Raw genomic sequence first — 20,030 nt, forward strand, 5'->3', positions numbered from 1 at the left:
AAAAATTAGAATGTATTCAACACTTTCGTTGCATCACAGGTGATAACCGTCACATTTCTGTAACCTACTCGAGTCAGTGCCTCAGCACTTAATGTTGCACGCGCGCCACTAGCGCAATGTAAATAAATAGGACGGGCTGCGTCTTTTTCTATTTCCATAAGTTTCATTTCAAGTAACCCGCGTGGAATGTTAATTGCGCCAGTAGCTGCTTTGGTGGCATGTTCAGCGGGTTCACGCACATCAATCAGTAAGCCTTTATTTTGCTCAAGTTCTTTCTTTGCTTGTTCGGCATCAATACGGCGCTGATTAGGAGTAATTATTTTTAGTAAATCGGGAATGGGTGTAAGCATGGTGTTTATTCCTTAAAGCCAAGTTTGCGTAATAAAGTGATCATTGGGCACCAGCTAGTAAAAGCTGATTGAATTAAATTTACTGCGATAAAAGCTGTAAAGTAAATCCACTTAGGATCGTGATAAGTTTGCAATAAAAGCGACACAATAATCATTATGCCAGCGATTAGTCTGAGTGCATTGTTTTAGTTTCATTATAGTAGGCCAGTTATTTAATTCAGTACAGCTGCTATATTAGATATATCTATATTAGTAAAATCTAATATTAGACTTTTCTAACCTAACGTCTTATACTCAGGCTCTATTTTAGAATAAGAGCATAGTATGAATATTGACTTTACTGCCATGGCCGGCAATGTAGAACAAGCTGAGCAGCTATTAAAAATTTTAGCCAATAAAAATCGCTTAATGATTTTATGTTCTTTGCAAGACTCCGAGATGAGCGTGTCTCAGCTTAATGAAGCCGTGCCATTAGCGCAGTCTGCGTTATCACAGCATTTAGCAGCGCTGCGTAAAGCAAATATTGTAGCTACGCGCCGCGAGAGCCAAACAATTTATTATCGTGTCATTGATGAGAATGCAGTCGTTCTGCTTGGTACCTTGTATGGGTTATTTTGTAAGGGCTAAGTGCGATGAGCTTAATAGACAATGCGGTAAAAAGTAGTTTAAGTGGTCGCATTCCGATTATTATTTTTGTGATGTCTTTGTTACTTGGGGTATTTGCACTAAATCAGACACCTCGAGAAGAAGAGCCACAAATTACTGTGCCCATGCTCGATATTTATGTATCTGCACCTAACGTTGAGGCGCCTGAAGTCGCTAGGTTAGTAACTCAACCGCTCGAAAAGTTACTGGCCCAGTTGGTGGGAGTTGAGCATATTTACTCAACCACACAAACTAACAGTACAGTGGTTACGCTGCGTTTTGAAGTAGGGCACAACCGCGAACAAGCTATTTTAGATACCTACGCAAAACTAAATAGTTATCAGCATACAATGGCATCGGTGATCAAAAGTTGGCAAATTCGCCCAATAGAAGTAGATGACGTGCCTATTGTGATGTTAGGTCTCTACAGTAAAGACCCGCAACTCTATGGTGATTATGAACTAACCCGTTTTGCTAACGAAATTGCTAATAGTTTGCAACGCATTGAGCATACCAGTGAAGTTAAAGTAATTTCGGGGCGTACACGTACTCTTACCATCAATTTAAATGCCAGCGCACTGGCTGCCCATCAAACCACGGTAAACGATGTTTTTTACGCATTAAATGTATCAAACCAACTCACCCAAGTGGGAAATGTGGTTGATAATCAGCAGCAAATTGCTATTCAGGCAGGTGATGTACTAAGAACACAATCAGCGGTAGAGCAATTAGTTGTTAATGTGGTTAATGGTAAAAGTGTTTACTTGATGGACATTGCAACAGTAAGCGATGGCCCTGGTGAAACTGAGCATTACCAATGGTTAGCGCAATCTACTGATCAGCAGCAGTTGCCTATGGTTACTTTAAGCGTAGCCAAGCAAACAGGGACTAATGCGGTTGCTGTTGCAAATGATGTTCATACCATGATGAATGAACTTACAAATACCTTATTACCACCAGAAGTTAGCTATACAGTACTCAGAGATTATGGCCAAACTGCGAATGAAAAAGTAAATAACCTCACATCAAGTTTAGTGTTTGCAGTGTTTACTGTGGTGATATTTGTTGGCGTGTTTTTAGGTTGGCGTCCTGCCGTGGTGGTTGGGCTGGCGGTTCCTATTTGTTATGGCATTACACTCTCATTAGATTTTGCATTTGGTTACACCATTAACCGGGTGACCTTATTTGCGCTTATTTTATCATTAGGCTTACTGGTAGACGACCCTATCACGGGTATTGATAATATTAGTCGCTTTATAAATAACAAAGGCGATAAAAAACAAAATGTTGTTGGCGCAATGAGCGAAATTCGAAATGCTTTGCTTATGTCGACACTCACTATAATGGTGGCGTTTATTCCACTGGCGTTTATTACCGGCATGATGGGGCCATACATGGCACCTATGGCGTTCAACGTGCCCATTAGTGTCATGGTGTCTACTTTGGTAGCCTTTTTTGTCACCCCATGGTTGGCAATGAAATTGCTTAAATCACACACCTTAGAACAACCTGAGCTTGAGCCTAAAGCGGGTTTATACCAACGATTACTCAGTCCATTACTTGCCTCAAAAGTGCGAGCTAAATGGGTGCTATGGATAACATTAGGATTGTTTATTATCAGTGCCATGTTACCCGTGATGCGCTTGGTACCATTAAAACTCCTGCCCTTTGATAACAAAAATGAGCTGCAAGTACTTATAGATATGCCAGAGGGTACTAATCTAGAGAGCACGGCTGCATTTACTAAGCAGGTTCAAACCCTCACATGGCAGTTAAATGAAGTAAGTGAAATAGCCGCATATGTTGGGCAGCCCTCTAGTATGGATTTTAATGGCATGGTGCGTGGTTATTATCGCCGTGAAGCTGCTAATTTAGCAGAGCTTAGAGTATTGCTGGTGGATAAATCAGCACGAGATCATCAATCTCATGGTGTGGTTATGCGGCTACGCGAACAACTTGCTCCTTTAGCAAAAAATGGCATTGTTATTAAAGTGGTCGAGGTACCACCTGGGCCACCGGTGTTGAGTACTTTAGTTGCTGAAGTGTATCGTGATCCCTTTGTTGATAAGCATACCCATAGGCAGGCTGCTCAACATGTTGCAGCACGTTTACGCCAAGAGCCTCATGTTGTTGAGGTTGACACATCTTTAGTTGCCCCAGCCCCATTACAGCGCTTTATTACGGATAAAACCAAGGCTGCGCTCAGTGCTATTGCTACCCAAAATATTGCACAAACACTCAGTATTGCTTCGCAGGGGCAACAGGTTGGAGTGTTGTACGTAAGCGGTGAAACTCAGCCAGTTCCAATACAATTACAATTGCCTTATAGCGAGCGTAATCAGCTTTCACAATTACTTACACTGCAAGTAAGAGGGGATAGGGACTTAGCTAAAACCAGTAATGAGTTAGGTATAACAAGTGCCCCCAGACCTTTAGTGTCGCTTTCAGAGCTGGGAGAGTTTAAACCATTAAACGTGGCCGACACACTAATGCGTAAAGATCAGCGTGACGTTATTTATGTGATGGCGGAACTAAATGGACGCACGCCTGCAGAGATTATTGCGGATGTAAATGCCGATTTAAACGCAAGTGATCATGGGTTTGAAAAAAGCGTGTGGTTAACACGGCACTTTTTTAATAATGGCGGAACCGCGCCATGGCAATTACCGCAAGGAACTGATGTTAACTTCAGTGGTGAAGGTGAGTGGCGTATCACCATTGATGTGTTCAGGGATATGGGCATTGCTTTTGCCTTTGCGCTCAGTGCTATATTTATTATTTTACGCATTCAAACTCAATCTGTTAGTTTGTCGCTGATTATTATGTCGGCCATTCCATTAACAGTGATTGGTATTATGCCTGGATTTTGGTTACTCAATCAATTTGGTGAACGCACCATAGCAGGGGCTCCTGAGCCGGTATTATTTACCGCTACTGCGATGATAGGCATGATTGCCTTAGCAGGTATTGTAGTACGTAATTCACTTATTTTAGTCGAATTTATTAACCAAGCACGCGCTCAGGGGGTGGCAATAAAAGAGGCACTTATTGCTGCAGGGTCGGTACGAATGCGCCCAGTATTATTAACCGCCGGAACTACTTTATTAGGTAACTTAGTGATCACACTTGACCCAGTATTTAGCGGATTAGCCATAGCAATTATTTTTGGCATCGTGGCGTCTACCGTGTTTTCGTTATTTGTTGTACCGCTTGTTTATTATTTAGTGTTTACAAACCCAGAGGAAGAAGCACATGCAGGGTAAATCAAAAGTTTTAGGCGCAATCAGTGCATTGGTTGTGGTTATTGTAGCAGTGCTATACATGGCCGGTAGCTTTAGTGATAAACAGCCTGCAGGGTTAAAAGAGATTTCAGTTACTCAATATCAAGGTGAGGTGGTCACTGTTGAGCTGCAAACTATTTCGCGAACAGAGTATGTACCAGGGAGTGTAATTGCGAAACAAAACACCCAAATTTCGTCAAATGTAATGGCACAAGTAAAGCAATTTAAAGTGCGCGCCGGTGATAAGGTTAGCAAAGGTGACTTATTAATCACCCTAAAGCAAGATGACTTTAAAGCGATGCTGGCACAAAGTGAGGCAAATATTAATGCGGTGCAAGCCTCATTAAACCAAGCTAAAAAGCAACTTACTAGAGTAACTGAGTTACAGGCAAAAGGGTTAGTACCCGTGAGTGAGCTTGATGATGCTAAAGCAAAATTTGATAACTTAACTGCCAATTTAGCTGGAGCAAAGCAGCAGCAAACCCAGGCGCAGGTATCACTTAACTACACGCAAATTAAAGCCCCTATATCTGGTGTCGTTGTTGAACGTTTAGCTGAACCTGGCGATACAGCCACACCTGGTATACCGTTGTTAACGCTTTATAATCCAAAGCAACTTCAACTTGCTTTTAATGTACGAGAGCAACAAGCAGTAAAGCTTAAGTTAGGCGATCGTTTAAACGTGAGTTTACCTTCGCTCAACCTAACAACGGTTGCAAATATCAGTGAAATTGTACCAGTCGTTGATAACGCTGCACGTAGCTTACTGATCCGGCTAGAAATTGAGCCACAGTCAGGAATGATCCCTGGGTTATATGCACAATTGCATTTACCGTTTGAAAACACCCAAGGTGTGCTTGTTAACCCTAATTGGATACATGACTTTGGACAGCTCAGTATGATGTATGTCATTAACGCTGACAAAATTGAGCGTCGTTTTGTGCGCTTAGGTGAGCAGATTGATAATCAGCAACATATTATTACGGGCCTTAAAGCTGGCGATAAAATAGCAGTGGATTATCAACCAATAACTGAATAACCAGAGTTCAGGTTAAATAAAAGTGGCTATTTCATCCAGCGACTTTTTATCAAGTGCATGCAGTGGTACCGTTGCATGCTCATCGGGGTAGCCTGTAATTAATAGCATATAAGGGCGCTCGTTATCTTTGTCGCGACCACAAATATCGGTTAAAAAGCTCATTGGTTTTGGCGTGTGGGTCAAGGTTGCAAGGCCTGCTCGGTGTAGTGCTTGAATTAAAAAACCAGTGGCCAGCCCTACTGATTCATGCACATAGTAATTGGTGTTTTTATCGTCCGTATTTACACCTCCCTTTTTTTGACTAAACACTGCAATCAACCATGGTGCTTGCTCTAAATAGGGTTTATTAGCATCGGTGCCTAATGGTTTTAATGCATCAAGCCATTCTTCGCCTGCGCGACCTTCATAAAATGAGCGTTCTAATTTCTCGGCTGCTTCACGAATTTGCTTTTTAACATCTGCGCTATTAATGGCCACAAAATGCCAAGGCTGGTGGTTTGCGCCACTAGGTGCTGTACCTGCCGCTTTTATACAGGTTTCGATTATTTCTTTTGGCACCTGGCGGTTACTAAAGCTGCGAATACTATGGCGGCGTTGGCTAGTTTGTAAAAACTCATTCGCTCGCTCGAGCATTTCCTCTGGCGGGTATTCTATAAAATCGGTTAATGGTTGGCTTTTGTGATCTTGCATGGCTGTTCGCTTCTTATTTTTAGAGTGTTTGGTTTTTATACCGATAGGCTCATTTCTAAGCAAGTGTTATTAAGCTTATTCAATCATAAAAATAAACTGGCAGTAAAAAAATTTTAGCAAAAACAAATTTGAGTAGCAGTAAGATCTCAATGAAACGAGAAAGGGCCTTGCGGCCCTTAGTGTTGCAGCAAGTAACACATTTTTTATAGGTTAAAGTCTACAGCGTAGGCTACATAGGCTTTTACATCAGAGCCGTCCATGTCGTTATCTGATAGACCAAAAGTAAAACCGTCTTTAGACACCGATACACCATAATCAATGATATTGTCATCACCGATGAAATCGCCTGAGTAATGACCTATGTGTAGCGCCATTTCTGTGCCATTGCTACCAACAGCGAAGCTGTAATCGGCATTTAAATACAATGAATCACCAAAATCAGTACCGTCACCATTGGCAGCAGAAGTTGCAAGTACGGCTGCACCAAATGTAAAACCTTGCACACTAATGCTACCGTAAACTTCAGAAAAATCTGCATCGGCACCTGATGCCGCATCTGGGTACGCGTAATAAATATAACCTACGTCATAACTCACGCTTTCATTGATTGCGCCGCCAAAACCTGCGTATATGTCTAGCTCGTAGGTCATTTCATCGGCCCAAGACGCATTTGACGCCCAAGTGCCCGCATAAAAGCCAGATTCATTAGCGTAATCAATACCGCCAGATACAGCTGCATCGCCCCCAGTTTGCTCTTGTCCGCGCCATAAGTAGTTAGAAGTGGCTGCTGCATTTGCTGTTACTTCAGCAAATGCAGTAGTTGATGTCATTCCTGTTAATGCCAATGCACTGATCAATATTGTTTTTTGTAGTTTTAGCATGTCTTATTTCCCATTGTATGATTTTGCACGCCAAGGCTTTTTATTATGAATGACTACAACCTTTTGTTTGGCGGCATTTTATTATGTTACTAATGGGGTATTTGCACTGTGTGTGCCAAATTAAACTTATTTGTTTATAAATTATTTTTATTATTTAAAACAATGTATTGAAAATAACATGAGGTAGGTATACAAAAGTGATTATTTTAAAGGTTCACTTTGCTGGTGCAAAAAGTAGCCTAGCTGCACCATCAAAGCGCTGCTAGGCCATTTGGGTTTGCTTGTTGATTAATTAACCAAATATGGTGCGCATTAGGGTAATTGTTTCGTTTACGCCACGACCTTTCTGTACTTCGCTAATAATGGAGTCACGTTTAGCACGAATATGTTCTGGGATATCATCAGCAGCAAGAGCGCGGTCCACTAAAATCTCAGCAGATTCTTTACCTCGGCGTGGCGCTTTACTGCTGCTAGAAGTGCTACGTGTAGGTTTATTAAGTAGCTTAATGTAGTTAGAGTTATCAGCAGTGTTAGTATCTGCATAGTAAAAAAAGCAAGGTATAAGCGCTTTAATATCTACTAATTGGGTTTCTAGTTCATTACCAGCGTTGGCCATTTTAAACCATGACATAGCGTGAATACTTTGTACTACATCTTGCCAATAACGCTCAAAGTCGCGGTTATTTAATTTGGTGATACCTAAAGCTGAGCAAAGTGCATCTAAGCGGCTATTGCTTATTGGTGTAAATACATCAGGGCGGCGCATTGCTAATAAGCGGGTGGCAGGTGCCAGTGTTGGTTTTTCATCACTACCATTAAATGCACTCAAGTAAGCAACTACAAATTGCTGATAATCAGTTTGGGCTACATCACCCTCAAGTGGAATGTTGCTAAGCGCATCGTCGAAGGCACCTGGCAGGTCAGCCAGCATCTGGTGAAAACCTTTGGCGCTTTTGGTAGAGGCAAACCATTCTACATCAAAGTTATAAGTACTCGGATCGAGTGATGCCATATGCTTACCGCTAAAAGCGAGTAAGTCTTCAGGGATCATATTTTTTAACGATTTTTCACGTAGGCCTGCAATATAAGTAGTTAAACGTAACTGCTCATCAAGTGCCACCAGTTCTTTATGTTGCTCTACAAACATACTCACTACTGGCCAAGGCGCTACCCGTAATGTTTTTAATTGTAAAAAGCTAATGGCTGAAATAAGTTGGTCATGCAGCTTTTTTAATAATGGTAATTGTGGGGTTTCGAGTAAGTCATAATTAATGCGGTCGCGGCTTGCGCTTAATAGCTCGTAACACCAACCTAAAAAGTCTTCTGGATGGTTTTCCACTTTCACAGCCATCAGGTTTAGGCTTAGCTCTGAAGATTGCTTCAGAATGTTTTGGTAAATTTGACTTTCTTGCTCGCCTAATGCCATTTTTGACGGTGAAATTAGCAGTTTCTTCATGCCTTGTAGACTCTCCGGTTAGATATACTTTTTAGTCGCTTTATTTTAGCTTATTTAGGCTAAATACAACAGGGGCGCGCATCATACCGAACAATTAAAGGAATGTAATCAGAAGCGTGAATCTTTAAGTTTATTAAAGTGAGTCTTCAAAACCTAATTTAGAAAGAGGATAGCTATGGTTAATACATTTTTATTTGTTTAACAATGCTTTTCGCGCTAACTCTCGCTATGATAAGAGCATTATTTGCACGTTTGAAAGGATGATCATGAAGACCTTATTTAAAATTATTGGTGTCATATTATTGCTATGCATAGCGTTAATTGTTGCTGCACCTTTTTTAATTCCTACTGATACCATTTTTAATAAAGTGTCTGAGCAGGTTGAAAAAACAACCGGGCGCACATTAACCATAAAGGGAGATAAAACCCTCAGTGTATTTCCTGCATTAAAGCTGGAGCTTAATGATGTGCATTTTGCCAATATGCCTAGCGGCTCGCGCGCTGATATGGCAAGTATGCAGCAACTTGCTGTTCATATTCCGTGGCTTTCATTACTCGGTGGCGAACTAAAGCTAGAAAAGTTTGTCATTAATGAGCCTGATATTTTGCTAGAAACCGATAAAAGCGGCAAAGCAAACTGGCAGTTATTTGATGCAGTGGCCAAGCAACCAGAGCAACAAACTCAATCGGGTGAGGCAGTCAAACTACCTGAAAACTTTGATATTCAATTAGGTGAAGTCGCTATTTATGGCGGGTCGTTTACATATTTAGATGGTCAAACGGGTGCTAAACAACAAATTAGCGATTTAGAACTGGCTATATTACTGCCTTCACTGCGCAAACAGCTCGAAGTAACCGGTGCTATTACTTATATGCAAGAGCGATTTGAGCTTGATGTAAAACTTGATACTCCAGCAAAAGCGATTGAAGGCGCCACATTTAATGTAAAGCAAAAACTTAACTCACGTTTAGTAGATTTAACGTTTGATGGCAGCATAGCCAAACAAGGCCAAGATATTAATGGATTATTAGCACTTAACGGTGATTCAGTTAAAAATATTGCTAACTGGCAAGGGGTTGACTTAAACGCTAAAGACAATGCGTTTAATGCCTTTAGTATCAATGCCCAAATGCACCTGCTCGGTGAAGAGTTTAACCTAACTGAATTAGTTGCAACGCTCGATGCACTCGAGATTAAAGGTAAAAGTAAGGTGAATCTAGGCAGTCGTTTAGCGGTTAATGCTGATATTGACTTAGGCATGCTTGATTTAAATCCTTACTTACCAGAAACCGTAGCTAAAAAAGAAGCCCCTGCAAAAGGCGAGTCAAAGCCTGCAGAACCGATTGTATGGGATGATACTAAAATTGATTTAAGTGGCTTAAGTGCATTAGATGCAAATATGATTGTTCGTTCAAGTGGTTTAAAAGCTAACGACATTAAACTCGGCGCTAACCAGTTCACTGTAGCACTTAAAAATAGCATTGCTAAATTAAGCTTAGATAGCTTTGCCGCTTATGAAGGAACAGGTACAGGGGGGGTTACTATCAATGCTCAAAATACCCCGTATAAAATAGCAACCAACTTCGACTTAGATAAAATAGAGGCACAGCCCTTACTTACTGATGCTGCAGGGTTTGATAAGCTAATGGGCAAGGGCTCTTTAAACTGGAATCTAACCACAGCAGGGCAAAGCCAAAAAACGTTTATTAACGCGCTTAATGGTAAACTAGGGTTCAAGTTCGCTGATGGTGCAGTTAAGGGAGCAAACGTAGCAGAAATGGTGCGTAAGGGTAAAGAGCTAGTTAAAGGCAACTTTAATGCCGTGTCTGAGGGATTAGATACAGGATTTGAGGAATCTGAGAAAACAGATTTCTCTGCACTTTCTGGTAGTTTTAACTTTACCAATGGCGTAGGCAAAAATACTGATTTATCGTTGATCAGCCCTTTAATACGTATTTCAGGTGAAGGAGATGTTGATTTACCGCAAACTCTGGTTAATTACCGCCTAGTAACAGGTTTAGTTGATTCTATTGAAGGTCAAGGTACTACCGATGATAGCACTGGCTTTAAAATTCCCCTGAGGATAAAAGGCCCATTTCATGATGTTGGCATAAAATTAGATATAGGCAGTGCGGTTAAAGATGAAGCAAAAGAAAAAGCTAAAGACAAAATTAAAGACAAATTAAAAGGTTTGTTTGGCTAATTTTAATTACTGATATAAAACAAGGCATCGCTGAGATGCCTTGTTTGTTTTATAACCACCTGTAATTTAGATAAATAGCATAAAAAACCAGTTTCTAATTTAGCGTCCGCATTAAATTAATTAAAAAATAACCTACCACTCCCCTCTCAATGCTGATACAATTGCCCGCCCTTAAGAGACATCTAGTATGTTTTTTGAGTGGAATTCAATCGAAATGTCTTGATTTTAAACAAATTTAAGACAAGTTGTAATTACTACACCGGAGGTCATTAACATGATCCAAATGCAAACTCAGCTGGAAGTTGCTGATAACAGCGGCGCTCGCAAAGTGCAGTGTATAAAAGTCCTTGGTGGTTCACACCGTCGCTATGCAGCGATTGGCGATATCATTAAAGTTTCTGTAAAAGAAGCGATTCCTCGCGGTAAAGTGAAGAAAGGTGATGTTAAAAACGCGGTAGTTGTGCGTACCAAAAAAGGCGTTCGTCGTCCAGACGGTTCATTGATCCGTTTCGACAGCAATGCGGCTGTTATCTTAAATGATAACTTGCAGCCTATTGGTACTCGTATTTTCGGCCCTGTGACTCGCGAACTTCGTAATGAAAAGTTCATGAAAATCGTTTCACTAGCCCCAGAAGTACTGTAAGGAGTCTATCATGGCAGCAAAAATCCGTCGTGATGACGAAGTAATCGTACTAGCAGGTAAAGACAAAGGTAAGCGCGGAAAAGTGCTTTCAGTTGTAACCGAGTCTGGTCGAGTATTTGTCGAAGGCATTAACTTAATCAAGAAACACCAAAAGCCGGTTCCACAGTTGAACCAAGCTGGCGGTATTGTTGAGAAAGAAGCGTCTATCGACGTATCAAACGTTGCGATCTACAACTCGGAAACGAGCAAAGCAGATCGTGTAGGTTTCAAGATTGAAGATGGTAAGAAATTACGTATCTTTAAATCTACTGGTAAAACTATCTAATAGTTGGAGTAGAATGATGGCGAAACTGCATGAAGTATATAAAGACAAAGTAGTTGCTGAACTTCAAGAGAAGTTTGGTTTCAGCTCTGTCATGCAAGTCCCTCAGATCGAGAAGATCACATTAAATATGGGTGTGGGCGAAGCCTTAGCTGACAAGAAGATTTTAGATAACGCTGTTGCGGATCTAGAAGCTATCTCTGGTCAGAAACCTTTAATCACTAAAGCACGCAAATCTGTTGCTGGCTTCAAAGTGCGTGAAGGTTACCCGATTGGTTGTAAAGTAACCCTACGCGGCGAGCGTATGTGGGACTTTTTTGAGCGTTTGGTTTCAATCGCTATCCCACGTATCCGTGACTTCCGTGGTGTAAGTGCTAAGTCTTTTGATGGACGTGGTAACTACAGCATGGGCGTACGTGAACAAATCATCTTCCCAGAAATTGATTATGATAAAGTAGACCGTGTACGCGGTATGGATATCACAATCACTACATCTGCGAAATCAGATGAGGAAGGCCGTGCGTTGTTAGAAGCGTTTAACTTCCCATTCAAGAAATAAGGGTAGGGTTATGGCAAAGAATTCTATGAAAGCGCGCGAAGCAAAGCGCACTAAACTAGTTGCTCAGTACGCTGAAAAGCGTGCAGCACTAAAAGCTATCATCAGTGATGTTAATACATCTGAAGATGATCGTTGGGACGCGGTACTTAAGCTACAAGCTTTACCTCGTGATTCTAGCCCTGCACGTCAACGTAATCGTTGTAACATTACGGGCCGCCCACATGGTTTCCTTCGCAAATTCGGCATGAGCCGTATTAAAGTTCGCGAAGCAGCTATGCGCGGTGAAATTCCTGGCCTTAAAAAGGCTAGCTGGTAATAGAATCATGGGAGTAAGACTATGAGCTTGCAAGATCCTATCGCGGATTTATTTACACGAATCCGTAACGGTCAGTCAGCGAAGAAAGTATCTGTAACGATGCCTAATTCGAAACTGAAAGTAGCAGTAGCTAATGTATTAAAAAATGAAGGTTACATCGCAGACTTCGCAGTAAGTGGTGATGTTAAACCTGAGCTTTCTATCGAGTTAAAGTACTTCGAAGGCAAAGCTGTTATTGAAAATATCCAGCGTGTAAGTCGCCCTGGTCTACGTATCTATAAGAGACGTGACGAATTACCGAAGGTAATGGGTGGTTTAGGTATCGCTATCGTATCAACTTCTAAAGGCCTAATGACAGACCGCGCAGCACGTAGTGCAGGCGTTGGTGGTGAAATCATTGGTTTTGTAGCTTAATCGGAGGGGAACTATGTCTCGCATAGCAAAGGCACCAATAAACGTTCCTGCCGGTGTAGAAGTTACATTAAAAGGCCAGGAAATCACAGTTAAAGGCAAAAACGGTGAACTTACTCGTACTATCAACAATGCTGTTGAAGTACAAGTTAACGACAACGTTATTACAACTTTACCTCGTGAAGGCGTAGCCAATGCATGGGCACAAGCAGGTACTGCTCGCGCTCTAATCAACAACATGGTTGTTGGTACGCATGAAGGTTACGAGAAGAAACTTCAGTTAGTAGGTGTTGGTTACCGTGCTGCAGCTAAGGGCAAAGTTTTAGACTTAACTCTTGGTTTCTCGCACCCAGTTAATTTCGCAGTTCCTGAAGGAATTACGATTGAAACTCCAAGCCAAACAGAAGTTCTAGTTAAGGGCGTAGACAAGCAGTTAGTTGGTCAAACAGCTGCTAACATTCGTGCATACCGTAAACCTGAGCCTTATAAAGGTAAAGGTGTTCGTTATTCAGATGAGAATGTACGCCGTAAAGAGGCTAAGAAGAAGTAAGGTAAGACGATGGATAAAAAAACAGCTCGTCTACGTCGTGCTAAACGCACTCGTAGAAATTATATTGAACAAGGCACAACGCGTCTTGTTATCCACCGCACGCCACGTCACATTTACGCTCAAGTTGTAAACGCTGAGGGTAATGTACTGGCTGCTGCTTCTACTGTTGAGAAAGCTATTAGCGAAACAGTTAAAGGCACAGGCAACGTTGCAGCTGCACAAGCAGTTGGTAAAGCGGTTGCTGAACGTGCGGCTGACAAAGGCATCGAAAAGATTGCTTTTGATCGCAGTGGCTTTAAATATCACGGCCGTGTGAAGGCGCTAGCTGATGCTGCGCGTGAAGCCGGTTTGCAATTCTAGGAGTAGACAATGGCTAACGTAGAAGCAAAGCAACAACAGCCTGATTTAGCTGAAAAGCTAATCGCGGTGAACCGTGTGTCTAAAGTAGTTAAAGGTGGTCGTATCTTTAGCTTTACTGCACTAACTGTAGTTGGTGATGGCGCAGGTAAAGTAGGTTTCGGTTATGGTAAAGCACGTGAAGTTCCAGCTGCTATTCAAAAAGCAATGGAAAAAGCACGTCGTAACATGATCAACGTAGACCTAAATGGCAACACATTACAGCATCCTGTTAAAGGACGTCATGCTGGCTCACAAGTGTTTATGAAACCAGCATCTGAAGGTACTGGTATCATTGCAGGTGGTGCTATGCGTGCAGTACTTGAAGTGACTGGTGTGCAGAACGTACTTTCTAAATGTTACGGTTCTACTAACCCGATCAACGTTGTACGTGCAACGATCTCAGCTCTTGAGAACATGAATTCTCCTCAGTCGATCGCTGCAAAACGTGGTCTTCGAGTAGATGAGATTTTGGGGTAAACCATGGCTAATAAAACTGTAAAAGTAACACAAGTAAAAAGCTCTATCGGTCGTTTACCGAAGCATAAAGCTACATTACGCGGTCTTGGTTTACGTCGTATCAATCACACTGTTGAGTTAGAAGACACAGCATGTGTGCGTGGTATGATCAACCAGGTTTATTACATGGTTAAGGTAGAGGGGTAATTCGATGCATTTGAATACACTTTCACCTGCTGCAGGTTCAAAAACTGCTCCAAAACGTGTTGGTCGTGGTATCGGTTCTGGTCTTGGTAAGACTGGTGGCCGTGGTCACAAAGGTCAAAAATCACGTTCTGGCGGTAAAGTACGCGTTGGTTTTGAGGGCGGTCAAATGCCTATGCAACGTCGTCTACCTAAGTTCGGTTTCACTTCTCGCAAATCTTTAGTATCTGCAGAAATTAACCTATACGAAATCGCTAAAGTTGAAGGCGATGTGGTAGACCTAAGCGCGTTACAAGCAGCTGGTCTAGTTAAAAAGAACGTTCAGTTCGTTAAAGTTGTTAAATCTGGCGAAGTTTCACGCGCTGTTACCGTTAAAGGCCTTAAGGCTTCTAAAGGTGCACGCGAAGCTATCGAAGCTGCCGGAGGCAAGGTAGAAGACTAAGGAAGTACTAATGGCTAAACCAGGTCAAGATACACAAAGTGCACAAGGTGGACTTTCGGAATTGAAGCGCCGATTACTCTTCGTATTGGGTGCTATCATAATTTACCGTCTAGGTTCATTTGTGCCGATCCCTGGGATTGACGCCGCTGTACTTGCCGATTTCTTCGAGCAACAAAAGGGCACCATTGTTGAGATGTTCAACATGTTTAGCGGTGGTGCGCTTGAGCGAGCTTCAGTGTTAGCACTGGGTATCATGCCGTATATCTCGGCTTCGATTATTACGCAACTATTAACGCATATGTATCCGCCGTTTATAGAGCTTAAGAAAGAAGGTGAGCAAGGGCGTAAAAAGATAAGCCAGTACACACGCTACGGCACGCTTGTGCTTGCTACTATCCAATCAATCGGTATTGCCACAAGCTTACCGGGCATGATGAACGGGTTAGTTGTTAACCCAGGTATGGGATTCTATTTCACCGCAGTGGTGAGCTTAGTAACCGGTACTATGTTCCTTATGTGGTTGGGCGAACAGATAACAGAACGTGGTATCGGTAACGGTATCTCAGTTCTAATATTTGTTGGTATTGTAGCTAACCTGCCGTCTGCTATTGGTTCGACAGCCGAAATGGCGCGCCAAGGTGATTTGAATGTTTTTGTACTGTTGATGGTTGCGGTTATAGTATTCGCTGTTACTTATCTTGTTGTATTCTTTGAACGTGGTCAACGACGTATCGTTGTTAACTACGCCAAGCGTCAACAAGGTCGTCAAGTATTTGCTGCTCAAAGCACGCATTTACCTCTGAAAGTAAATATGGCGGGTGTTATTCCACCAATCTTCGCTAGCAGTATAATTCTGTTCCCTGGTACAATTGCAAGCTGGTTCGGCCAGGGTGAAGGTCCGGTTGCTGATGTGCTACAAGCAATTGCTACAACGTTGACTCCAGGTCAGCCTTTGTATGCAATGGTTTTAGCTGCGGCTATCATCTTCTTCTGCTTTTTCTACACAGCGTTGGTTTTTAACCCGCGTGAAACAGCAGACAACCTGAAAAAATCTGGCGCATTTATCCCAGGTATTCGTCCAGGTGAGCAGACATCTAAATACATTGATAAAGTGATGACACGCCTGACATTGGCAGGTGCTTTGTATATAACCTTTATCTGTCTGGTGCCCGAATTCATGACTATGGCATGGCAAACGCCATTCTATTTCGGCGGTACATCAATTTTGATTATCGTTGTTGTAATCATGGACTTTATGGCACAAGTACAGACGCATCTGATGTCACATCAGTATGATTCTGTGCTGAAAAAAGCGAACCTTAAAGGCTACGGTCGATAAGGTCAGTTTACGGAGTTGAGCAATGAAAGTACGTGCTTCCGTTAAGAAAATATGCCGTAACTGTAAAGTTATTAAACGTGCTGGTGTAGTACGCGTAATTTGCAGTGAGCCTAAGCATAAGCAAAGGCAAGGCTAAGTAAACAGTCGTGCAGGCTGAGGTTTCTCGGCCTGTGTTTTTAGTTGTGATTTGGTCTTCGTTTGAGTATCCTTACGGGCTTTTCAAACAGATGATTACCAAATTCAAATATAGGAGATGTGTTAGTGGCCCGTATCGCTGGCATTAACGTCCCTGATCATAAACATGCAGTTATTGGTTTAACAGCTATTTATGGCATAGGTAAGACTCGCTCTAAGGCTATCTTAGAAGCGACTGGTATCGCCGAGACCACAAAAATCGGTGAACTTTCAGACGAAACACTTGACGTATTGCGTGAAGCAGTTGGCAAGTACACTGTAGAAGGTGACCTTCGTCGTGAAGTTACTTTGAATATCAAGCGCCTTATGGACCTTGGTTGTTTCCGTGGCCTACGTCACCGTCGCTCTTTACCACTTCGTGGTCAAAGAACAAAGACTAACGCGCGTACCCGTAAGGGTCCTCGTAAGCCTATTAAGCGATAAGGGGATAGTAAAATGGCTAAGACACCAATTCGTCGTAAAAAGGTTAAAAAGCAAGTTGCTGATGGTATGGCTCATGTTCATGCGTCTTTCAACAACACTATTGTAACGATTACCGACCGTCAAGGTAATGCACTATCATGGGCTACTGCCGGTGGTTCAGGTTTCCGTGGTTCACGTAAATCTACTCCATTCGCTGCTCAGGTTGCTGCAGAGCGTGCAGGTACTGCTGCTCAAGAATACGGTTTAAAAAATCTAGAAGTTTTCATCAAAGGTCCAGGTCCAGGTCGTGAATCTGCTGTACGTGCTTTGAATGCTGCTGGTTACCGTATCACCAACATTACTGACGTGACGCCAATACCACATAATGGTTGTCGTCCACCGAAGAAACGTCGCGTTTAACAATAGGTTAGGAGAAATAACATGGCAAGATATTTGGGCCCTAAGCTCAAGCTGAGTCGTCGTGAAGGTACTGACCTGTTCCTTAAGAGCGGCGTAAGAGCTATCGACTCTAAGTGTAAACTTGAGACTGCACCTGGTCAGCACGGCGCTCGTAAAGGACGCTTATCTGATTACGGTTTACAATTACGTGAAAAGCAAAAAGTACGTCGTATTTACGGTGTATTAGAAAAGCAATTCCGTAACTACTACAAAGAAGCTGCTCGCCTTAAAGGCAACACAGGTGAAAACTTGTTACAGCTTTTAGAGCAACGTTTAGACAATGTTGTATATCGCATGGGTTTTGCTAGCACACGCGCTGAAGCACGTCAGTTAGTAAGCCACAAAGCGATTCTAGTTAATGGTCGTGTTGTGAATATTCCTTCATACGTAATTACTCCAGAAGATACTGTTGTAATTCGTGAGAAGTCTAAAACACAAGCACGTATCATCGCTGCTCTAGAGTTGGCTGAGCAACGTGAAAAGCCGACTTGGGTTGAAGTTGACGGTAAGAAATTGGAAGGTAGCTTCAAGCGCCTACCTGAGCGTTCAGATCTGTCTGCGGACATTAATGAACAACTAATCGTCGAACTTTACTCTAAGTAAAGTTAAGAGTTAAGAGAGGATAAAATGCAGGGTTCTGTTACAGAATTTCTAAAACCAAGGTTAGTCGATATCGACGCTATCAACCCAACGCGTTCTAAAGTAGTTTTAGAACCACTCGAGCGTGGCTTTGGTCACACTTTGGGTAATGCCTTACGCCGTATACTGTTATCATCTATGCCTGGATGTGCAGTAACTGAAGTTGAAATCGACGGTGTATTGCATGAGTACAGCGCGAAAGAAGGCGTACAAGAAGACATCATTGAAATACTACTAAACCTTAAAGGTCTAGCGGTAACGTTAGAAGGCAAAGATGAAGTTTTTCTGACCCTGACTAAATCTGGTGTAGGCCCTGTGACTGCGGCAGATATTCAGCACGATGGCGATGTAACAATTGCTAACCCAGATCATGTTATTTGTAATTTAACAACAAATAACAGCGAGATCAGCATGCGTATTCGTGTTGAGCGTGGTCGTGGTTATGTGCCGGCATCTAGTCGTTTATCCTCTGATGACGATGAGCGTCCAATTGGTCGATTGCTGCTTGATGCATCATTCAGCCCAGTTGAACGTATTGCGTACTCGGTTGAATCAGCCCGTGTTGAGCAACGTACAGATTTAGACAAGTTAATCATTGATATGGAAACAAACGGCACCTTAGATCCTGAAGAAGCGATCCGCCGTGCGTCTACTATCTTAGCTGAGCAATTAGATGCATTCGTAGATTTACGTGATGTAACTGAGCCAGAAGAGAAAGAAGAGAAGCCAGAATTCGATCCTATTCTACTTCGTCCAGTTGATGATCTTGAATTAACAGTACGTTCAGCAAACTGTTTGAAAGCCGAGCAAATTCAATATATCGGTGATTTAGTTCAGCGCACTGAAGTTGAGCTTCTTAAAACGCCTAATCTAGGTAAGAAGTCTCTAACTGAAATAAAAGACGTGCTAGCTTCACGTGGTCTTTCTCTAGGCATGCGCCTAGAAAATTGGCCGCCTGCAAGCCTAGCTGAATAATCTAAATCACTATATTAGTTTAGTTAGAAGGATAGGGTCATGCGCCATCGTAAGAGTGGTCGTCAATTAAACCGTAACAGTAGCCATCGTAAAGCGATGTTCAGCAATATGGCAGGTTCTTTGGTGAAACATGAAATCATCAAAACTACTTTGCCTAAAGCGAAAGAGTTACGCCGTGTAATTGAACCTTTAATCACACTGGCTAAGACTGACAGTGTAGCAAATCGCCGTTTAGCGTTTGCTCGCACGCGTGATAATGAAGTAGTTGGTAAGTTATTCAGTGAAATCGGTCCTCGTAATGCGGATCGTCCAGGTGGTTACACTCGTATTCTTAAGTGTGGCTTCCGTGCTGGTGATAATGCACCAATGGCTTATATTGAACTAGTTGGTCGCCCAGCGGCGAGCGAAGAAGTTCAAGAAGACGCGCAGTCTGCAGAGTAAGTCTTAAAGAGACACCAAAAAGCCGAGCTTATGCTCGGCTTTTTAATATCTAAAATTCACACAAAATGAATAAAGCTTTTAGCTCTATTATTAATAGCAAATTTATTCTCATTCCTTTCATCTAATAAAATAGCCTAACTAGAATCGACGAATCATAATGCGAGCGTTTAGGACTGCTATCTTTCTATTTATAAGTAAAGCTATTTAGATTAATAAATATATGACCATGTAACGACTTTTACAGTTTATAGTTATTAATATAAAAAAGTTCGAAATAGTTGATACCCTCCAATAGCTCATTAACTTTATATAGTAGAGTCCTTGCCTGATGTACTTATTCGCCACTAATCTAAATGGCCATATAAAGCTAAACAATTTGTTTTCTTAGTAATCGCTACAATAACTATGAAAAGATTTTTCCAAAAAATAAGTTTTTACAGCTTTAAAGGCGAAATATGATTAGCTTTAGTTGTCTTTTTAAGCGTTTAGTCTAAATATCCAGCGAACAGTCATTTATTTCAAGTTTTCTGCAAAAAAGGGTTGATCTGTTTTCGGATCTCCCTATAATGCGACCCCACTGAGACGGGGAACGCCAACGCATAGCGAGGCACGAGCTACTCAGTGAGTCGAGTAAAACTTAGTTTTGAAAACTTTCAAGTTTAACAAAATTAAGTGTTGACAAAAAAATAGGAAAGCGTAATATGCGCAGCCCTAGCGAGATAAAGTTTAACG

At 41.9% G+C, this 20,030-nt stretch carries 26 protein-coding genes; 21 read left to right on the forward strand and 5 right to left on the reverse strand.

All coding sequences use genetic code 11. The annotated features are described in order from the left end of the window. Positions 1-5 precede the first annotated feature (5 nt). Positions 6-350 carry a rhodanese-like domain-containing protein gene (locus QL989_RS00885; protein ID WP_138608299.1) on the reverse strand — a complete coding sequence of 115 codons (345 nt, stop codon included), beginning with the start codon at positions 348-350 and terminating at the stop codon, positions 6-8. A gap of 5 nt (positions 351-355) precedes the next feature. Next, on the reverse strand, positions 356-517 hold the full coding sequence (locus QL989_RS00890) for a DUF2892 domain-containing protein (protein WP_290167504.1): 162 nt from the start codon (positions 515-517) through the stop codon (positions 356-358). A 157-nt stretch (positions 518-674) separates the two neighbouring features. On the opposite strand from QL989_RS00890, the gene QL989_RS00895 reads away from it, so the two are divergent. The 3 genes from QL989_RS00895 to QL989_RS00905 are packed head-to-tail and all read left to right on the forward strand — an operon-like array spanning position 675 to position 5,315. Then, a complete protein-coding gene (locus tag QL989_RS00895) occupies positions 675-977 on the forward strand; it encodes a metalloregulator ArsR/SmtB family transcription factor (protein WP_010392476.1) in 303 nt (100 codons plus the stop codon). A gap of 5 nt (positions 978-982) precedes the next feature. Further along, positions 983-4,258: an efflux RND transporter permease subunit gene (locus tag QL989_RS00900; RefSeq protein ID WP_290167484.1), complete on the forward strand. Its 3,276-nt coding sequence runs from the start codon at positions 983-985 to the stop codon at positions 4,256-4,258. After that, positions 4,248-5,315, forward strand: coding sequence for an efflux RND transporter periplasmic adaptor subunit (locus QL989_RS00905; protein ID WP_290167486.1), 1,068 nt, complete (start codon positions 4,248-4,250; stop codon positions 5,313-5,315). The genes QL989_RS00900 and QL989_RS00905 overlap by 11 nt, the downstream gene beginning before the upstream one ends. Positions 5,316-5,327: 12 nt before the next feature. Here the strand turns inward: QL989_RS00905 and QL989_RS00910 are convergent, their stop codons facing one another. The 3 genes from QL989_RS00910 to QL989_RS00920 form a co-directional block, all read right to left on the reverse strand. Further along, a complete protein-coding gene (locus QL989_RS00910) occupies positions 5,328-6,005 on the reverse strand; it encodes a nitroreductase family protein (protein ID WP_290167489.1) in 678 nt (225 codons plus the stop codon). 203 nt (positions 6,006-6,208) lie between these two features. Beyond that, positions 6,209-6,886, reverse strand: coding sequence for a TorF family putative porin (locus QL989_RS00915; protein ID WP_138608292.1), 678 nt, complete (start codon positions 6,884-6,886; stop codon positions 6,209-6,211). A gap of 292 nt (positions 6,887-7,178) precedes the next feature. Next, the gene (locus QL989_RS00920; protein WP_290167492.1) at positions 7,179-8,342 is read right to left on the reverse strand and encodes a hypothetical protein; all 1,164 of its coding nucleotides are present in this window, start codon (positions 8,340-8,342) and stop codon (positions 7,179-7,181) included. 266 nt (positions 8,343-8,608) lie between these two features. Here QL989_RS00920 and QL989_RS00925 point away from each other — a divergent pair, with 266 nt between their 5' ends. The 18 genes from QL989_RS00925 (at position 8,609) to rplQ (ending at position 19,298) form a co-directional block, all read left to right on the forward strand. Then, a complete protein-coding gene (locus tag QL989_RS00925) occupies positions 8,609-10,546 on the forward strand; it encodes an AsmA family protein (RefSeq protein WP_290167494.1) in 1,938 nt (645 codons plus the stop codon). Positions 10,547-10,820: 274 nt separating this feature from the next. Next, a complete protein-coding gene (gene rplN / locus QL989_RS00930; RefSeq protein ID WP_008115397.1) occupies positions 10,821-11,189 on the forward strand; it encodes a 50S ribosomal protein L14 in 369 nt (122 codons plus the stop codon). A gap of 10 nt (positions 11,190-11,199) precedes the next feature. Further along, positions 11,200-11,514 (forward strand): 50S ribosomal protein L24, encoded by a 315-nt coding sequence (gene rplX, locus QL989_RS00935; protein WP_004589210.1) that lies wholly within the window; start codon positions 11,200-11,202, stop codon positions 11,512-11,514. A 16-nt stretch (positions 11,515-11,530) separates the two neighbouring features. After that, positions 11,531-12,070, forward strand: coding sequence for a 50S ribosomal protein L5 (gene rplE, locus QL989_RS00940; protein ID WP_010392500.1), 540 nt, complete (start codon positions 11,531-11,533; stop codon positions 12,068-12,070). A gap of 10 nt (positions 12,071-12,080) precedes the next feature. Next, a complete protein-coding gene (rpsN, locus tag QL989_RS00945) occupies positions 12,081-12,386 on the forward strand; it encodes a 30S ribosomal protein S14 (RefSeq protein WP_006794245.1) in 306 nt (101 codons plus the stop codon). A gap of 21 nt (positions 12,387-12,407) precedes the next feature. Continuing rightward, positions 12,408-12,800: a 30S ribosomal protein S8 gene (gene rpsH, locus QL989_RS00950; protein ID WP_008115392.1), complete on the forward strand. Its 393-nt coding sequence runs from the start codon at positions 12,408-12,410 to the stop codon at positions 12,798-12,800. A 13-nt stretch (positions 12,801-12,813) separates the two neighbouring features. Further along, on the forward strand, positions 12,814-13,347 hold the full coding sequence (gene rplF / locus QL989_RS00955; RefSeq protein ID WP_008115390.1) for a 50S ribosomal protein L6: 534 nt from the start codon (positions 12,814-12,816) through the stop codon (positions 13,345-13,347). A 9-nt stretch (positions 13,348-13,356) separates the two neighbouring features. Further along, complete coding sequence (rplR, locus tag QL989_RS00960) at positions 13,357-13,707, forward strand: 50S ribosomal protein L18 (RefSeq protein ID WP_008115388.1); 351 nt, start codon at positions 13,357-13,359, stop codon at positions 13,705-13,707. Between the two features lie 9 nt (positions 13,708-13,716). Continuing rightward, positions 13,717-14,223, forward strand: a complete 507-nt coding sequence (gene rpsE / locus QL989_RS00965; RefSeq protein ID WP_008115387.1) for a 30S ribosomal protein S5 — start codon at positions 13,717-13,719, stop codon at positions 14,221-14,223. Positions 14,224-14,226: 3 nt separating this feature from the next. Then, positions 14,227-14,409 (forward strand): 50S ribosomal protein L30, encoded by a 183-nt coding sequence (gene rpmD / locus QL989_RS00970; RefSeq protein WP_008115384.1) that lies wholly within the window; start codon positions 14,227-14,229, stop codon positions 14,407-14,409. Between the two features lie 4 nt (positions 14,410-14,413). Further along, the gene (gene rplO, locus QL989_RS00975; protein ID WP_008115382.1) at positions 14,414-14,848 is read left to right on the forward strand and encodes a 50S ribosomal protein L15; all 435 of its coding nucleotides are present in this window, start codon (positions 14,414-14,416) and stop codon (positions 14,846-14,848) included. Between the two features lie 10 nt (positions 14,849-14,858). Then, positions 14,859-16,187, forward strand: coding sequence for a preprotein translocase subunit SecY (gene secY / locus QL989_RS00980; RefSeq protein WP_008115380.1), 1,329 nt, complete (start codon positions 14,859-14,861; stop codon positions 16,185-16,187). Positions 16,188-16,209: 22 nt separating this feature from the next. Continuing rightward, entirely contained in the window at positions 16,210-16,323 is a 114-nt protein-coding gene (gene rpmJ, locus QL989_RS00985; RefSeq protein ID WP_002959476.1) for a 50S ribosomal protein L36, read from the forward strand. Positions 16,324-16,448: 125 nt separating this feature from the next. Then, the gene (rpsM, locus tag QL989_RS00990) at positions 16,449-16,805 is read left to right on the forward strand and encodes a 30S ribosomal protein S13 (protein ID WP_008115377.1); all 357 of its coding nucleotides are present in this window, start codon (positions 16,449-16,451) and stop codon (positions 16,803-16,805) included. A gap of 12 nt (positions 16,806-16,817) precedes the next feature. Next, positions 16,818-17,204 (forward strand): 30S ribosomal protein S11, encoded by a 387-nt coding sequence (gene rpsK, locus QL989_RS00995; protein WP_002959471.1) that lies wholly within the window; start codon positions 16,818-16,820, stop codon positions 17,202-17,204. Positions 17,205-17,225: 21 nt separating this feature from the next. Continuing rightward, entirely contained in the window at positions 17,226-17,846 is a 621-nt protein-coding gene (rpsD, locus tag QL989_RS01000; protein ID WP_002959461.1) for a 30S ribosomal protein S4, read from the forward strand. Positions 17,847-17,870: 24 nt separating this feature from the next. Further along, positions 17,871-18,857 carry a DNA-directed RNA polymerase subunit alpha gene (gene rpoA, locus QL989_RS01005; RefSeq protein WP_008115371.1) on the forward strand — a complete coding sequence of 329 codons (987 nt, stop codon included), beginning with the start codon at positions 17,871-17,873 and terminating at the stop codon, positions 18,855-18,857. A 39-nt stretch (positions 18,858-18,896) separates the two neighbouring features. Beyond that, positions 18,897-19,298, forward strand: coding sequence for a 50S ribosomal protein L17 (gene rplQ / locus QL989_RS01010; protein WP_008115370.1), 402 nt, complete (start codon positions 18,897-18,899; stop codon positions 19,296-19,298). Positions 19,299-20,030: the final 732 nt, after the last annotated feature.

The sequence above is a fragment of the Pseudoalteromonas sp. APC 3224 genome (assembly GCF_030407535.1).
Taxonomy (GTDB): domain Bacteria; phylum Pseudomonadota; class Gammaproteobacteria; order Enterobacterales; family Alteromonadaceae; genus Pseudoalteromonas.

Excerpts from the sequence above, each read along its gene's own strand:
- rpsK (WP_002959471.1), top strand. The coding sequence starts at position 16,818 with ATGGCTAAGACACCAATTCGTCGTAAAAAGGTTAAAAAGCAAGTTGCT.
- QL989_RS00900 (WP_290167484.1), top strand. The coding sequence starts at position 983 with ATGAGCTTAATAGACAATGCGGTAAAAAGTAGTTTAAGTGGTCGCATT.
- rplE (WP_010392500.1), top strand. The coding sequence starts at position 11,531 with ATGGCGAAACTGCATGAAGTATATAAAGACAAAGTAGTTGCTGAACTT.
- rplF (WP_008115390.1), top strand. The coding sequence starts at position 12,814 with ATGTCTCGCATAGCAAAGGCACCAATAAACGTTCCTGCCGGTGTAGAA.
- rplO (WP_008115382.1), top strand. The coding sequence starts at position 14,414 with ATGCATTTGAATACACTTTCACCTGCTGCAGGTTCAAAAACTGCTCCA.
- QL989_RS00885 (WP_138608299.1), bottom strand. The coding sequence starts at position 350 with ATGCTTACACCCATTCCCGATTTACTAAAAATAATTACTCCTAATCAG.
- QL989_RS00895 (WP_010392476.1), top strand. The coding sequence starts at position 675 with ATGAATATTGACTTTACTGCCATGGCCGGCAATGTAGAACAAGCTGAG.
- rpmD (WP_008115384.1), top strand. The coding sequence starts at position 14,227 with ATGGCTAATAAAACTGTAAAAGTAACACAAGTAAAAAGCTCTATCGGT.
- QL989_RS00915 (WP_138608292.1), bottom strand. The coding sequence starts at position 6,886 with ATGCTAAAACTACAAAAAACAATATTGATCAGTGCATTGGCATTAACA.
- rpmJ (WP_002959476.1), top strand. The coding sequence starts at position 16,210 with ATGAAAGTACGTGCTTCCGTTAAGAAAATATGCCGTAACTGTAAAGTT.
- QL989_RS00905 (WP_290167486.1), top strand. The coding sequence starts at position 4,248 with ATGCAGGGTAAATCAAAAGTTTTAGGCGCAATCAGTGCATTGGTTGTG.
- rplN (WP_008115397.1), top strand. The coding sequence starts at position 10,821 with ATGATCCAAATGCAAACTCAGCTGGAAGTTGCTGATAACAGCGGCGCT.
- rplR (WP_008115388.1), top strand. The coding sequence starts at position 13,357 with ATGGATAAAAAAACAGCTCGTCTACGTCGTGCTAAACGCACTCGTAGA.
- QL989_RS00925 (WP_290167494.1), top strand. The coding sequence starts at position 8,609 with ATGAAGACCTTATTTAAAATTATTGGTGTCATATTATTGCTATGCATA.
- rpsH (WP_008115392.1), top strand. The coding sequence starts at position 12,408 with ATGAGCTTGCAAGATCCTATCGCGGATTTATTTACACGAATCCGTAAC.
- rplX (WP_004589210.1), top strand. The coding sequence starts at position 11,200 with ATGGCAGCAAAAATCCGTCGTGATGACGAAGTAATCGTACTAGCAGGT.
- rpsE (WP_008115387.1), top strand. The coding sequence starts at position 13,717 with ATGGCTAACGTAGAAGCAAAGCAACAACAGCCTGATTTAGCTGAAAAG.
- rplQ (WP_008115370.1), top strand. The coding sequence starts at position 18,897 with ATGCGCCATCGTAAGAGTGGTCGTCAATTAAACCGTAACAGTAGCCAT.
- rpoA (WP_008115371.1), top strand. The coding sequence starts at position 17,871 with ATGCAGGGTTCTGTTACAGAATTTCTAAAACCAAGGTTAGTCGATATC.
- QL989_RS00920 (WP_290167492.1), bottom strand. The coding sequence starts at position 8,342 with ATGAAGAAACTGCTAATTTCACCGTCAAAAATGGCATTAGGCGAGCAA.
- QL989_RS00910 (WP_290167489.1), bottom strand. The coding sequence starts at position 6,005 with ATGCAAGATCACAAAAGCCAACCATTAACCGATTTTATAGAATACCCG.
- secY (WP_008115380.1), top strand. The coding sequence starts at position 14,859 with ATGGCTAAACCAGGTCAAGATACACAAAGTGCACAAGGTGGACTTTCG.
- rpsN (WP_006794245.1), top strand. The coding sequence starts at position 12,081 with ATGGCAAAGAATTCTATGAAAGCGCGCGAAGCAAAGCGCACTAAACTA.
- rpsD (WP_002959461.1), top strand. The coding sequence starts at position 17,226 with ATGGCAAGATATTTGGGCCCTAAGCTCAAGCTGAGTCGTCGTGAAGGT.